Origin of the sequence: Citrobacter sp. Cm046, assembly GCF_030333065.1 — a bacterium.
GTDB classification, from domain to species: domain Bacteria; phylum Pseudomonadota; class Gammaproteobacteria; order Enterobacterales; family Enterobacteriaceae; genus Citrobacter; species Citrobacter murliniae.
In genome coordinates this window covers 578,602-591,880 of sequence record NZ_JAOWGP010000044.1, presented here as the reverse complement: position 1 = coordinate 591,880, position 13,279 = coordinate 578,602, and the positions used below count along the sequence as shown (strand labels likewise).

Below are 13,279 nucleotides of genomic sequence, written 5' to 3'. Positions count from 1 at the left end.
GTGGACCCTGTCGACCCTCCCGTTGATCCTGTAACACCGCCGGTTGACCCCTCTGATGAAACACATGTTAACCGCCCTGAAGCAGGTAGCTATCTTGCAAACATTGCGGCTGCGAACACGTTATTCAACACCCGTCTGCACGACCGTCTGGGGGAAACGCAGTACGTTGATGCTCTGACTGGTGAGAAGAAAGTTACCAGTCTGTGGCTACGCCAGGTCGGTAGTCATAATAACTGGCGTGATGGCAGTGGTCAGTTGAAAACACAGAGCAACAGTTATGTCGCACAGTTGGGTGGCGATGTTGCGCAGTGGTCAACCGATGGTCTGAACAGAGGCCACCTGGGTCTGATGGCGGGTTACGGTAATAACCACAGTTCTACCCGTTCTTCCGTCACGGGTTATGGTTCAAAAGGTTCGATAAACGGTTACAGCGTTGGCGCTTACGGCACCTGGTTTGCCAGCGATGCGGATAAAGCAGGGTTGTATGTGGACAGCTGGCTCCAGTACAGCTGGTTCAACAACCAGGTTAACGGGCAGCAACTGGCCAGCGAATCCTACAAGTCTAAAGGCTTTACGGCCTCGCTGGAGACGGGTTACACCCAGAAACTGGGCGAGTTTGCTGGCAGCAAAGGGACGCTTAATGAATGGTTTATCCAGCCACAAGCCCAGGCCACCTGGATGGGTGTGAAAGCAGACAACCATCGTGAAGCCAATGGAACCCGCGTTAGCAGCGGTGGCGACGGTAACGTACAAACCCGTCTGGGCCTTCGTACGTACCTGAAGAGCCATCATGCGATGGATGACAACAAAGACCGTACTTTCGAGCCGTTCATTGAAGCCAACTGGTTGCATAATACGCGCAGTTATAACGTGAACATGGATAATGTCCACATCAACCAGGCTGGCGCCCGCAACATTGGCGAAGTCAAAGTGGGTGTTGAAGGACAGATTAACCCTCGGGTCAATCTGTGGGGCAATGTCGGCGCTCAGATGGGCGATAAAGGATACAGTGACACCAATGCCATGGTGGGTATTAAGTATAACTTTTAATGCCGCGCTAACCGGGGAATTTTCCCCGGTTTTTATTTACAGGAATCTCCCTCGAACCTCGTCCAGTATGTTCTGGGCGAGGTGAGTGTTTCCGGCGTAGTGGCGTACATAAAGGTAATGTGCCGCGCTTAACTTGATAAATTACCTATACATGATGTGTATGGTCGACGCACAATTTAATCGATCATCTCTGGCATATGAGCGAGTACAAAGCTTAATACTTTCTCTCCGTCCAGCGAGGCATACGGAAGACTTTCTATAACAGCAATGGGGCGTAAGTCACCGACAACGGCTTTGAGCTCAGAGAGTTTGTACTGGATGTGGGGAGCAACCAGAAAACAGTCGAATGCAGGTGCCACACTGGCAAAATTATCCAGACCAACTGCGCTGATTATCATCTGGTGGTTTTGTGCGTTCGCTATTTTCTGCATTTTTTTTGCCAGAGAATTAGCTGTATTTCCGAATAAGCAACATATTAGTAACTTTTTCATGATTATGTCCTTCAGGGAACCGATCACACACTAATCCCGGTAATCACCGGAAAATGCGTTCTCGATCATGTTTGCATGACAATAATCACAGGCGAAGGATAAAGCTGCGTTTTTTCAGCAGCCTTGTCTATTTGAAATATTTATCTAACGGATCGTGATGAGATTGCTTTCGGTAGAAGAAAAACCATACCACAAAGCCGATTATTGCACCCAGCCCTGAAAGTTTGAGCAAAAGTAGTTTTCGTAACTCAAAGTAATCAGTGACAGTAAGTTCGCCTCTCCACAGATCAATGGCTACACCCGCTACAACAAAATCAGCAAACAACGCCATGACTACAACTGCGATAGCGTACGCACAAACCAGGTAACATAGTGAACAAATCCTTACTTTTGTGTCGACACGCATACATGTCTCCGTTGTTAGTTTATGCAAAAAACGATATCACGAATCCATAGCGATTGTTGATGTTACGGATAAACCTGGAGTAGAACCCCCAACTTTATTCTGTGCCAGATAACCACCAGCTTCAGGTTCGTCAGCCGCCAGATGACTCATCTGATTTCTCTCATGATAATCAGATATAATGAGGCCATTCATAATTGCGTTGTTTTTTAAAAACGCTGTATAAAAGGATGACGGAAATGTCAGGAAAGCATTGGTCAAGAATGGAATATCTTCATCAGACAGTGACTAACCCAAATATTTGTATCAAAGGGACTCATAGCTATTACAGTGACTGTTGGGATAAAGGATTTGAACATTCAGTTGTGCGATATTTGCTCGGTGATGAGGTTAGTAGAGGCTGGGAACCTCTTGGCCATCTGGATAAGCTGATTATCGGTAATTTTGTCTGTATTGGCGCGGAGAGCGTTATTCTTATGGGGGGGAACAGTACACATCGGCTTGACTGGATAAGTCTTTATCCCTTTATGGAATCTATTAAGGATGCCTACCAGTTTCGTGGTGATACCGTACTACAGGATGGTTGCTGGCTAGGTATGCGAGCAATGATAATGCCTGGCGTCACCATTGGAGAAGGCGCCGTAGTGGCCGCTGGTTCGGTTGTTACCAAAGATGTACCTCCATACGCAATCGTTGGGGGCAATCCTGCAAAAATCATAAAATATCGATTTCCTGAAAATGATATTAAGCGATTACGGGATCTTGATTTATATCAAATTCCAGAAGAAAGGTTGCTAGAGTTACAACCACTATTATCATCTGGAGATATTTCAGAACTGGAATTGAGAGTCTCCAGCCTCAGAAAAGCATAGCCGTGAGGGTGATACAGTCTGTGTAATAACAGCCCGTATCACTGCTAACTTTAACGTTGGTATATTAACTACTATTAATAAGTTTACATAAGTTTTCTTTTTTATCGTTAAACTGTTTCTGTTGAAGTGCTCACACAGGGAAGGGAGTCGAGATGATAAAAAGAACACCGGAAATAGATACAATTTTGCTGGAACTCAATCATTCAATTGATGCTCACTACAAATGGTTGGTGAAAATGTTCCGCTGCGTCGTATCGTCTGACGTCACGCAGTTGGACATTACTGGGTCTCACGCGCATTGTGCCTGCAAATTTGGTCAATGGTTAAATAATTCTGCGCCGCAAAATAATGGAGATTGTAGTTATATTGCCGGGATTACATCCGCGCATGAAAAAATGCACTCGTTAGGTAAAGAGTTACTATTGGCGATAGTCGCAGAGCGTAGTCATTCATGGCATTTTGATAGCTTTCAGGACGCGCTATTGTCGTTTACGTCTGCGGTAATGGACTATAAAATATATTTACTCAATATTCGTAGCAATATCGATGTGTTAACCGGGTTGCCCGGCAGAAGGATGCTTGATGAGACTTTTGACCGCCAGTTGCTCGATGCTGAGCCACTTAATTTGTACATCGTATTGCTGGATATCGACCGTTTTAAATATGTTAATGATACTTATGGTCATCTGGTTGGCGACATGGTGTTGCGTAGTCTGGCTGCAAATCTACAAGTATGGACACGTCATGATGAAACCGCGTATCGCTATGGTGGTGAAGAGTTCATTATCCTTATCAGGACGAAGACTGATGAGCAAGCGTGCCAGGCGGGATTACGTATTTGCCATTTAATTGGCGGTAAAAAAATCTCATATCCTGACGGCGAACTGAGCATCACTGTGACTGCAGGTATCTCCCGTGTGCACCAGGGGGAAACGCTGGATATCGCTCTCGGGCGGGCGGACAGTGCGATGTATGAAGGGAAGCAGACTGGCAGGAATCGCTGTATGTTTATGGATCAACATCAGCAAATCAGGTTGGTTGAGACTAACGATCGATTGATGCCACGGGTCAGAGAGTGAGTTTTGTCTGGGGAGTTTCGTTTCGTTTAACTTTCATTGGGGTTGTCGATGATAGCATAGCCGACTATCCGTTATCTCAGCAGGGAATCGCCTGATAGCGTATAAAGCAAAACACAAATCTATCCATGCAAGCATTTACCGCTGGTCTGTCCGGCGGTTTTTTTTTGCCTGTTACGCTGGAAAATTCTTACTGGACTGTGGCGGGTAAAAAAATGGCCCCTTGTGCAGTTACGCTACAAGGGGCCGGTTCGGTGCAGGACTATCGTCGTTCATCAATCATCCCATTTGTGACTAAAATAGGCGGCCAGAAAACCGGAAAATAAAATAATTCCCAGAACTGCCATGAAAATATTCATATTACCTAACATATTAAATTACTCCTTTGCTTTTTGAGTTTCCTCTCTTACCTTAATTTCACCTCGTTTATAACCATACCCTCCATACTTCAAGTTACCTGGGGCTTCGCTCAGTTGTCGCTTGCCATCAACTCAAATTATTTTAGATATAGAGTAGCAATTCAAACTTAAACAAAGGCTGAACTATGTGATTATTTCGACAGAAAGGTAAGTTTTTAACGCTATTTCGTCGAGGAAAATAAATAATAGTGACGAAAATAATGGTGGAATAATGCAGGAACTCAAAAAGCGACTGTCATTATCCCCGTTTGTGATGCTGCAATCGATACAAAGTGTTGCACGTTTCTAATGCAACGCTGTTTCATGGTGGTTCAACTTACCTGGCATTTGAGCCCAGGTGTTGCAGTTGAATTCCTGTATTTGTTTCTAATTCATTGATTTTAAATGGGCTTAAAATATCTGGCATCGTTTTTGCCTTATTACTTCTGAACACCCTTAATTTGCACCGTTTTGTCAGCCCGGCTGCACCGGAGCTTTCGCAAATCATCTTTCAGGAGTGAAATTATGCAGCGTCGTACATTACTAAAAGCTTTTGCTCTTTCGGCCTCTGCTGTGGCAATGGGGCTAAGTTTTAGCGTCCAGGCCGCAGACACTATTAAAGTCGGCATCATGCATTCATTGTCAGGGACGATGGCAATTTCTGAAACACCGCTTAAAGATGTGGCTCTAATGACCATCGATGAAATCAATGCCAGTGGTGGTGTGTTGGGCAAGAAGCTGGAACCGGTGGTGGTTGACCCGGCCTCAAACTGGCCGTTGTTTGCCGAAAAGGCCCGTCAGTTGTTGAGTCAGGATAAGGTGGCGGCGGTCTTTGGCTGCTGGACATCGGTGTCGCGTAAATCGGTTCTGCCGGTGTTCGAAGAGCTAAACGGTTTGCTGTTCTATCCAGTGCAGTACGAAGGTGAGGAGATGTCACCTAATGTCTTTTATACAGGAGCAGCACCTAACCAGCAGGCGATTCCGGCGGTTGAGTACCTGATGAGCGAAGACGGCGGCAGCGCCAGACGTTTCTTCCTGCTTGGTACGGATTATGTCTATCCCCGTACAACTAATAAAATTTTGCGCGCCTTTTTACATTCGAAGGGCGTCGCCGATAAAGACATTGAAGAAGTGTATACCCCATTTGGACACAGCGATTATCAGACAATTGTTGCCAGTATTAAAAAATTCTCCGCTGGCGGCAAAACAGCGGTGGTATCGACCATTAATGGTGACTCCAACGTTCCGTTTTATAAAGAACTGGCTAACCAGGGGCTGAAAGCAACGGATGTTCCGGTGGTGGCATTTTCAGTTGGCGAAGAGGAATTACGTGGCATTGATACCAAACCACTGGTGGGAAATCTGGCGGCCTGGAACTACTTCGAGTCCGTTGATAATGCAACTAATCAGAAGTTTGTTGCTGATTATCGGGCCTATGCCAAAGCGCATAAGCTGCCGAATGCGAATTCTGTAGTGACAAACGATCCGATGGAGGCGACCTACGTCGGCCTGCATATGTGGGCGCAGGCGGTGGAAAAAGCCGGCACCACCGATGTGGATAAAGTACGTGCTGCGATGGCAGGGCAATCTTTCGCTGCACCTTCAGGTTTTACCCTGACGATGGATTCAACCAACCATCACCTGCATAAACCGGTCATGATTGGTGAAATTGAAAGTAACGGCCAGTTCAACGTGGTATGGCAGACCGATGCGCCAGTCCGCGCTCAGCCGTGGAGTCCGTATATCAGCGGCAATGACAAAAAGTCAGAACAGCCCGTCAAAACTGCCAGCAACTGATCTTTTGCCCTCCTGCGGGAGGGCGCAATTTTGGAGAACGCTATCATGAAAGCCATGCGCTTAATTCGTGGCGTGTTGCTGCTGACGTGGCTTTTGCCGTGGATAGCACAGGCAACAGATGCCGATATCTTTACCGCAGCCAGCCGTACTCAACAGGCCGCCTTACTGGAACAATGGTCGCTCAACCCTGAGGCGCAACGTTTACCTGTGCTGTATGCATTGGGGAGCGAAAGTCTGCTGACCGACAGCGCAAAGAATGCGTTTACAATTAATGGCACCCTGGTGCAACCGCTTGGTGCAGTGACCAGCCCATCCGGGGAGTTAACAAAAATCCGCCTGACTAACCGACTACGTAATCTGGTCGCCGGGACGCTGGCGATACATCAACTTCTAAGTGACAGTGTCACTGAAAGAGTTGCCGCTGCAAGGACATTGCAACGGGAAGCACTTCCTGCCATGTTGCCGTTTCTGCAACAAAGGCTGGCGCAGGAGACTGATGCAGGCGTGAAGTCACAGCTCTCCATTGCACTGGCAAATCTGCAACTCAACAGCACGTTGCCGCAGGTCAGACGCCAGGCGATCAAACTGTTGGCTGAGTCAAATGATCCTGAAACTCAGGCGCGGTTACAACCCTTTACCCAGATTGAATATGAACCTGATGCCAGCGTACGCGCGGCAGCAAGCGAGAGCCTGAATTCCATCGGCCATCGCATGATGATTAGCGATCTTCTTGGGCAGGCGTTTATGGGGTTATCACTGGGGTCAATTTTGCTGCTGGCAGCTCTGGGATTGGCAATTACTTACGGGTTACTCGGCGTCATCAATATGGCACATGGTGAAATGCTGATGCTTGGGGCCTACTGTACCTGGATGGTGCAACAACTGATGATCCACTTTACTCCACAGTGGTTGTCCTTTTACCCGATTGTCGCACTGCCGGTTGCTTTTCTTCTTACCGCAGGGATAGGGATGATTCTCGAACGCGGCGTTATTCGTCATCTATACGGACGCCCTCTTGAAACGCTGTTGGCGACCTGGGGGATCAGTCTGATGCTTATCCAGTTGGTGCGCATGACCTTTGGGGCACAGAACCTGGAGGTTGCTAACCCGGTATGGCTATCGGGTGGCATCCAGGTCTATGCCAACCTGATTTTGCCGTGGAACCGGCTCGTGGTACTTGGTTTTGCCATTCTGGTTCTGTTCTTTACCTGGCTGTTGCTGAATAAAACTCGTCTGGGAATGCACGTGCGTGCGGTAACGCAAAATCGCAGTATGGCGGCCTGTTGCGGTGTGCCTACCGGGCGTGTGGATATGCTGGCTTTTGGCCTGGGATCCGGAATTGCCGGACTGGGTGGTGTGGCGTTGTCGCAGCTAGGCAACGTCGGACCTGAACTGGGACAGGGTTACATTATCGATTCGTTTCTGGTGGTAGTGCTCGGCGGCGTTGGGCAACTTGCAGGCAGTGTGGCTGCCGCGTTTGGCCTTGGGATCTTCAATAAAATACTTGAACCGCAGGTTGGCGCTGTACTCGGCAAAATTATGATCCTGGTGCTAATCATTCTGTTTATTCAGAAACGCCCCCAGGGATTGTTCGCGCTGAAAGGGAGGGTTATTGACTGATGACGATGCCAATGACATTAACGCTGGCGCGTAAAGCGCCGCGTACAATGCGGATACTGGGGCTGAGTTTGTTGCTCGCGCTGATTATATTGCCGTTTCTTGCGCTCCTGCCTGCAGAGCATCCGCTGGCAATATCCGTCTGGGCGCTGACCCTGGTTGGAAAAATCCTCTGTTACGCCATTGTTGCGGTTGCGCTGGATCTGGTATGGGGATACGCCGGAATGCTTTCTCTCGGACATGGGATTTTCTTCGCGCTGGGGGGTTATGCAATGGGGATGTATCTGATGCGTCAGGCGTCTGGCGAAGAATTGCCCGCATTTATGTCTTTCCTGTCATGGAGCGAACTGCCCTGGTTCTGGTGGGGAACGCAACATTTTATCTGGGCAATGCTGTTGGTCGTTCTGGTTCCCGGTCTGCTGGCGCTGATATTTGGCTATTTTGCTTTCCGGTCAAAAATCAAAGGCGTCTATTTTTCCATCATGACCCAGGCGCTGACTTTTGCCGGGATGCTGTTGTTTTTTCGCAATGAAACCGGGTTTGGCGGCAACAATGGTTTTACCGGATTCACGACGATTCTGGGGTTTCCCATTACCGCAACCTCAACTCGTGTCGCCTTATTTTTAGCGACCGTAATGCTGTTGGTTCTGGCGCTGTGGCTGGGACTGGCGCTTGCCCGCAGTAAGTTTGGCCGTATTTTGACTGCTGTACGTGACGCTGAAAACCGTCTGACGTTTTGCGGTTATGACCCGAAAGGATTCAAGCTGTTGGTGTGGACACTTTCTGCGGTGCTATGTGGGCTGGCAGGGGCACTGTATGTCCCACAGGTAGGCATTATTAATCCCAGTGAAATGTCGCCAACCAACTCAATCGAAGCGGCCATTTGGGTTGCGCTGGGTGGGCGTGGCACGCTAATTGGTCCGGTATTTGGCGCACTGCTGGTCAACGGTGCTAAAAGCTGGTTTACCGTCATTATGCCGGAGTACTGGCAGCTGTTTCTCGGCCTGATATTTATTGGCGTAACGCTGTTTTTACCTCGTGGGGTGATCGGCTTGTTTCGTAAGGGAGATAAATAATGCTGCCAGATGAAGGACTTTTTACTCGTCAGATGCCCGGCGACCGCTTTCGTAATCAAACTGACCCGGTACTGCAACTGGAAAAAATCAACGTTAACTTTGATGGTTTCCAGGCGCTAACAGATTTAACACTCAACATTGGTGTAGGGGAGTTACGTTGCATTATTGGCCCTAACGGTGCAGGAAAAACGACATTGATGGATGTCATTACCGGCAAAACAAGGCCGCAGAGTGGACGTGCGATTTATGACCAATCGACAGATTTAACCGCGCTTGATTCGGTCGCTATTGCCCGTCAGGGGATTGGGCGTAAATTTCAGAAGCCTACGGTATTTGAAGCTCTGACAGTGGAAGAGAATCTTGAGCTGGCAATGAAAAATGATAAATCCGTGTGGGGTTCCTTACGGGCTTGTCTTTCGGGGGAACAGCGGGATCGTATTCATGACATGTTAGGGCTACTGCGGCTGGCTAACGATCGTAGTCGTCGCGCCGGACTGCTTTCTCATGGACAAAAACAGTTTCTGGAGATCGGCATGCTGCTGGTGCAGGAGCCGCATTTGTTGTTGCTGGATGAGCCAGCAGCAGGGATGACCGATGCAGAAACGGAATACACCGCCGAGCTGTTTCGGACACTTGCCGGTAAACACTCTCTAATGGTCGTTGAGCATGATATGGGTTTCGTTGAAACCATCGCTGACCATGTCACTGTTTTGCATCAGGGGCGTGTTCTGGCCGAGGGCAGTCTGCGTGAAGTGCAGGCCAATGAGCATGTTATTGAAGTCTATCTCGGGCGATAGGAGGTTCTGATGCTACAGGTGAACGAACTGAATCAATATTATGGCGGTAGTCATATTCTACGCGGCGTGAGCTTTGAAGCGCATATCGGCGAGGTAACATGTCTGCTGGGGCGTAATGGTGTTGGAAAAACGACGCTGCTGAAGTGCCTGATGGGGCTCATTCCGACCCGCACCGGAAGTGTAATCTGGCAGGAGAAGAATATCACGCAGCGAAAGCCGCACCAGCGCGTTCAGGCTGGCGTGGCATATGTACCGCAAGGGAGGGAAATATTTCCTCGTCTGACGGTGGAAGAGAACCTGCTGCTCGGATTGTCCCGGTTTCCTGCGCATCAGGCAAAGTCTGTTCCGGATGAAATCTATGCGCTCTTTCCTGTCCTGAAAGAGATGAAACACCGCCGGGGCGGCGATCTGTCTGGCGGGCAACAGCAACAGTTAGCGATTGGTCGGGCACTGGCGAGTCGTCCACAGCTATTGATACTCGATGAGCCGACCGAGGGGATCCAGCCTTCAGTCATTAAAGAAATTGGCCAGGTTATCTCTCAACTGGCACATCGTGGTGATATGGCGATTTTGCTGGTGGAACAATTTTATGACTTTGCCGAACAACTTGCCGACCGATATTTGTTGATGTCGCGCGGAAGTATTATTCAAAGTGGATTGGGAGAAAATATGCAAGCAGAGGGGGTGCGTGGGCTGGTGGCTATCTGAGTAGTGAGGCTACAGAGCCGCCTGGGCTCTGTAGCTGCATGATCAGCAGACCGCTGGCTGACCCCAGGGCTTGGCGCGCATCCCTTTTAGCATCAGTGCCCAGGCAAGGACGATGGCGATAATAAGCACCACAAACAGTGACCAGGATGGCAACGTCGTCAAAATAACGCCACTGACTAACGGGTTTACCGCTGCGCCAAGCCAACCCAGTGACTGGGCGGAGAAATAACTCGCTTTCATACCCGCCGGTGCAATGTTGTCGATGAGCATGTATTCACCGGGAGCGTAAATAATCTCGCCAATTGTGAAGAATGCTGCGGATATCCCCCAAAGTAGCAAGCTGTTGCCTGAGAAAATAAATCCGACCAGCCCCAAAACGAAGAAGAGTGTCCCTCCGGCCATCAGTGGTCGAATATTGGCGGCAGTGAGTCGGCGCCCGACGGCATATTGCAATGTCACTACCATCGCTGCGTTGACGGGTAGGACGACAGCGACCACTTTTTCGGCAAAATTACCGTCTGCGACAACCATAACGTACTGAGAAATACAGGACGCAAATGCGCCGCCGACAAATGAGGCCAGAAAAGCAGACAGCGTAAACCAACATAATGCTCTATCACGCAGCAAAACCGACGGAGACCATACTGATGCATTCACACCTTCTGATGTCGTTTCTGAACGCTTCACCCAGGTCTGGATAAACACCAGCGGAAAGGCTGAGCAAAGCGCCGCCAGCCAGAAGGGCAAATTAATACTTTGCATCACCAGCAACGTACCGAGCGGTGGACCCACCGTCCAGCCAATGTTAAGTACGGTGTAGTTGAGCGAAAAAATTTTGGTCTTATTGGTGGCAGAGAGATTATCGGCAAACCAGGCTTTCAGCACCGTGGCGAAGACTGAGTAAGCGCAGTTGATCAGCGCAAAAAGCAGAACTACCACCACCACGTTATGCACCAGAGGAATCGCAATAAAGCCGGATGCAAAGCCGGTAATTGCCAGCAGCATATAACGTTTTTTATCGAACTTATCTGCCAGAATACCGAACCCCAGGCTGAAAATGACACCTATTGTCAGTGCGACCGTCATGGCGTAGCCAATCAGGTCGACGCTCAGTCCGTATTGACGGTTGAGGTAGATAGTCATAAACGGCAGTGTGGCGCCGCGTCCAATGGTTAGTAATAAAGATGAGGCGAGTAAAGCGAGGGTGGACCTTCTCAAGGTGGTATTCATTTTCCTGCCCGACAGTGCATGTTGTTATGTTTTTTTTAGATATCGGAAAGAAATAGCATGTCAAAAGTGTGATGTACACTCAATAAGTTGTCTGAAAATGCGCTGTATGGCCTACCTGAATTAATGATCTGTTACGGTACAAAGATTTCCGTTACTTTAACTTGTTTACAAAAATTTAATAATTCCAGGGGCGGTAGAATGTCGCGTAAAGACGGGTTGTTGGCGTTACTGGTCGTCGTCGTGTGGGGACTGAATTTTGTCGTCATCAAGGTTGGTCTGCACAATATGCCGCCGTTGATGTTGGCTGGGCTGCGTTTCTTGCTGGTGGCGTTTCCGGCTATTTTCTTTGTGGCGCGCCCCAAAATCCCACTTTCATTGCTGTTCGGTTATGGCCTGACCATCAGCTTTGGGCAGTTTGCGTTTCTCTTTAGCGCTATTAAATTTGGCATGCCCGCGGGACTGGCGTCGCTGGTATTACAGGCTCAGGCTTTTTTTACTATTGTGCTCGGGGCATTCGCCTTTGGTGAGCGTTTACAGGGTAAACAACTGGTTGGGATCGCGCTGGCAGTATTTGGTGTTCTGGTTTTGATAGAAGCCAGCCTGAATGGACAACATGTGGCAATGCTTGGTTTTATGCTGACGCTGGCGGCGGCGCTGAGTTGGGCCTGCGGTAATATTTTCAATAAGAAGATCATGCAGCATACTTCGCGTCCGGCCGTGATGTCGCTGGTAGTGTGGAGTGCGTTGATTCCCGTTATCCCGTTCTTTCTGGCATCGTTGATCCTTGATGGGGCTGATCAAATCGTCCACAGCCTCGTCACGATTGATATGACGACAATTCTCTCGCTGGTCTATCTGGCCTTTGTGGCGACTATTGTGGGTTATGGGATTTGGGGATCGCTACTGGGACGTTATGAGACCTGGCGTGTCGCACCGCTGTCGTTGCTGGTTCCGGTGGTTGGTCTGGCGAGCGCGGCTGTGCTGCTTGATGAAACGCTAAGCGGGTTGCAGCTTATTGGCGCGTTGTTGATTATGGCGGGGCTGTATATCAACGTGTTCGGCTTTCGTTTGCGCAAGATTGTGCAGATGAGGGGCTAAAAAAAGCCCCGCGGTGGCAGGGCAAAACGAATTACAGGCTGCGCATATTGTAGTAAGGCACGCCCAATTCGTCGGACTTATCGCTTCCGGCCCCCATATGGTTGAAATCGAATGGGGACTGTTCCTGCGCAGGGGGCATAATCATCGCGTCACGATTATTTTGTAGCGTAGGCTGCGCAGTTTGTTCCGCCATGCTCTGGCCCGAAACAACAAGCAGCAGGGCCAGCATTGCAGATGACAGAAGTTTCATGATTTCCTCGGTTACGTCGTTTTACAGGCGATTAGCAATTACATTGATTAAGTGGATGCAAATACCGGGATTCGCCGTGCATATTGGTCATACGGTATTTATGCGGCGGGACATCAAAATAGTTTTTAAATGTCCGGGTCAGCGTTTGTTGGGACTCAAAGCCGTAACGCTCCGCCAGGTAAAGGATCGGTTCGTTACTTTCTTTTAATTTTTGCGCTATTTCAGTCATTTTACGGCTACGGATGTATTGGCCTAATGAATGGCCAGTCTCTTTTTTAAACATCCGTTGCAGGTGCCATTTGGAGTAACCCGAACGCTCAGACACTTTTTCCAGCGAGAGCGGCGATTCAAGGTTATTTTCGATCCAGTCCAAAATGCTATGAATAGTGATTGTGTCAGTATTGCGTCTGGACATC

General features: G+C 48.9%; 15 protein-coding genes. 9 read left to right on the top strand and 6 right to left on the bottom strand.

The features are described from left to right. The coding region (locus OGX98_RS20550) for an autotransporter outer membrane beta-barrel domain-containing protein (RefSeq protein ID WP_286595289.1) at window positions 1–1,050 on the top strand (1,050 nt) is incomplete at its 5' end. A gap of 176 nt (window positions 1,051–1,226) precedes the next feature. On the opposite strand, the gene OGX98_RS20545 is transcribed toward OGX98_RS20550, so the two are convergent. After that, window positions 1,227–1,541 (bottom strand): PTS sugar transporter subunit IIB, encoded by a 315-nt coding sequence (locus tag OGX98_RS20545; protein ID WP_045442697.1) that lies wholly within the window; start codon window positions 1,539–1,541, stop codon window positions 1,227–1,229. Window positions 1,542–1,668: 127 nt separating this feature from the next. After that, window positions 1,669–1,947, bottom strand: coding sequence for a hypothetical protein (locus tag OGX98_RS20540; RefSeq protein WP_045442700.1), 279 nt, complete (start codon window positions 1,945–1,947; stop codon window positions 1,669–1,671). Between the two features lie 236 nt (window positions 1,948–2,183). Between OGX98_RS20540 and OGX98_RS20535 the strand changes: the two genes are divergently transcribed. Together OGX98_RS20535 and OGX98_RS20530 are read left to right on the top strand one after the other, a co-directional pair. Further along, window positions 2,184–2,816, top strand: coding sequence for a CatB-related O-acetyltransferase (locus OGX98_RS20535; RefSeq protein ID WP_048221484.1), 633 nt, complete (start codon window positions 2,184–2,186; stop codon window positions 2,814–2,816). A 152-nt stretch (window positions 2,817–2,968) separates the two neighbouring features. Further along, entirely contained in the window at window positions 2,969–3,895 is a 927-nt protein-coding gene (locus OGX98_RS20530) for a diguanylate cyclase (RefSeq protein WP_048221483.1), read from the top strand. 272 nt (window positions 3,896–4,167) lie between these two features. On the opposite strand, the gene mgtS is transcribed toward OGX98_RS20530, so the two are convergent. Next, the gene (mgtS, locus tag OGX98_RS20525; protein ID WP_000901362.1) at window positions 4,168–4,263 is read right to left on the bottom strand and encodes a protein MgtS; all 96 of its coding nucleotides are present in this window, start codon (window positions 4,261–4,263) and stop codon (window positions 4,168–4,170) included. 552 nt (window positions 4,264–4,815) lie between these two features. Here mgtS and urtA point away from each other — a divergent pair. The 5 genes from urtA to urtE are packed head-to-tail and all read left to right on the top strand — an operon-like array spanning window position 4,816 to window position 10,285. After that, window positions 4,816–6,087, top strand: a complete 1,272-nt coding sequence (urtA, locus tag OGX98_RS20520) for an urea ABC transporter substrate-binding protein (RefSeq protein WP_045442711.1) — start codon at window positions 4,816–4,818, stop codon at window positions 6,085–6,087. 45 nt (window positions 6,088–6,132) lie between these two features. After that, window positions 6,133–7,707 (top strand): urea ABC transporter permease subunit UrtB, encoded by a 1,575-nt coding sequence (gene urtB, locus OGX98_RS20515; protein ID WP_286595890.1) that lies wholly within the window; start codon window positions 6,133–6,135, stop codon window positions 7,705–7,707. Next, window positions 7,707–8,780 (top strand): urea ABC transporter permease subunit UrtC, encoded by a 1,074-nt coding sequence (gene urtC, locus OGX98_RS20510; RefSeq protein ID WP_286595878.1) that lies wholly within the window; start codon window positions 7,707–7,709, stop codon window positions 8,778–8,780. Before urtB ends, urtC begins: the two co-directional genes overlap by 1 nt. Then, window positions 8,780–9,577 carry an urea ABC transporter ATP-binding protein UrtD gene (gene urtD / locus OGX98_RS20505; RefSeq protein ID WP_286595877.1) on the top strand — a complete coding sequence of 266 codons (798 nt, stop codon included), beginning with the start codon at window positions 8,780–8,782 and terminating at the stop codon, window positions 9,575–9,577. The genes urtC and urtD overlap by 1 nt, the downstream gene beginning before the upstream one ends. 9 nt (window positions 9,578–9,586) lie before the next feature. After that, window positions 9,587–10,285: an urea ABC transporter ATP-binding subunit UrtE gene (urtE, locus tag OGX98_RS20500; RefSeq protein WP_045442720.1), complete on the top strand. Its 699-nt coding sequence runs from the start codon at window positions 9,587–9,589 to the stop codon at window positions 10,283–10,285. Window positions 10,286–10,327: 42 nt separating this feature from the next. On the opposite strand, the gene ydeE is transcribed toward urtE, so the two are convergent. Continuing rightward, window positions 10,328–11,515 (bottom strand): efflux MFS transporter YdeE, encoded by a 1,188-nt coding sequence (gene ydeE / locus OGX98_RS20495; RefSeq protein ID WP_045442723.1) that lies wholly within the window; start codon window positions 11,513–11,515, stop codon window positions 10,328–10,330. 198 nt (window positions 11,516–11,713) lie between these two features. Here ydeE and eamA point away from each other — a divergent pair, with 198 nt between their 5' ends. Further along, window positions 11,714–12,613 (top strand): O-acetylserine/cysteine exporter, encoded by a 900-nt coding sequence (eamA, locus tag OGX98_RS20490; RefSeq protein ID WP_048221479.1) that lies wholly within the window; start codon window positions 11,714–11,716, stop codon window positions 12,611–12,613. A gap of 31 nt (window positions 12,614–12,644) precedes the next feature. Here eamA and marB read toward each other — a convergent pair whose 3' ends face one another. Together marB and marA are read right to left on the bottom strand one after the other, a co-directional pair. Beyond that, window positions 12,645–12,863, bottom strand: coding sequence for a multiple antibiotic resistance protein MarB (gene marB, locus OGX98_RS20485; RefSeq protein WP_045442728.1), 219 nt, complete (start codon window positions 12,861–12,863; stop codon window positions 12,645–12,647). 31 nt (window positions 12,864–12,894) lie between these two features. After that, window positions 12,895–13,278, bottom strand: a complete 384-nt coding sequence (gene marA / locus OGX98_RS20480) for an MDR efflux pump AcrAB transcriptional activator MarA (protein ID WP_138140554.1) — start codon at window positions 13,276–13,278, stop codon at window positions 12,895–12,897. Window position 13,279 lies beyond the last annotated feature (1 nt).

Bases quoted from the DNA above. Each gene is read 5' to 3' on its own strand.
- OGX98_RS20545 (WP_045442697.1), bottom strand. From the start codon at position 1,541: ATGAAAAAGTTACTAATATGTTGCTTATTCGGAAATACAGCTAATTCT.
- OGX98_RS20540 (WP_045442700.1), bottom strand. From the start codon at position 1,947: ATGCGTGTCGACACAAAAGTAAGGATTTGTTCACTATGTTACCTGGTT.
- OGX98_RS20535 (WP_048221484.1), top strand. From the start codon at position 2,184: ATGTCAGGAAAGCATTGGTCAAGAATGGAATATCTTCATCAGACAGTG.
- OGX98_RS20530 (WP_048221483.1), top strand. From the start codon at position 2,969: ATGATAAAAAGAACACCGGAAATAGATACAATTTTGCTGGAACTCAAT.
- mgtS (WP_000901362.1), bottom strand. From the start codon at position 4,263: ATGTTAGGTAATATGAATATTTTCATGGCAGTTCTGGGAATTATTTTA.
- urtA (WP_045442711.1), top strand. From the start codon at position 4,816: ATGCAGCGTCGTACATTACTAAAAGCTTTTGCTCTTTCGGCCTCTGCT.
- urtB (WP_286595890.1), top strand. From the start codon at position 6,133: ATGAAAGCCATGCGCTTAATTCGTGGCGTGTTGCTGCTGACGTGGCTT.
- urtC (WP_286595878.1), top strand. From the start codon at position 7,707: ATGACGATGCCAATGACATTAACGCTGGCGCGTAAAGCGCCGCGTACA.
- urtD (WP_286595877.1), top strand. From the start codon at position 8,780: ATGCTGCCAGATGAAGGACTTTTTACTCGTCAGATGCCCGGCGACCGC.
- urtE (WP_045442720.1), top strand. From the start codon at position 9,587: ATGCTACAGGTGAACGAACTGAATCAATATTATGGCGGTAGTCATATT.
- ydeE (WP_045442723.1), bottom strand. From the start codon at position 11,515: ATGAATACCACCTTGAGAAGGTCCACCCTCGCTTTACTCGCCTCATCT.
- eamA (WP_048221479.1), top strand. From the start codon at position 11,714: ATGTCGCGTAAAGACGGGTTGTTGGCGTTACTGGTCGTCGTCGTGTGG.
- marB (WP_045442728.1), bottom strand. From the start codon at position 12,863: ATGAAACTTCTGTCATCTGCAATGCTGGCCCTGCTGCTTGTTGTTTCG.
- marA (WP_138140554.1), bottom strand. From the start codon at position 13,278: ATGTCCAGACGCAATACTGACACAATCACTATTCATAGCATTTTGGAC.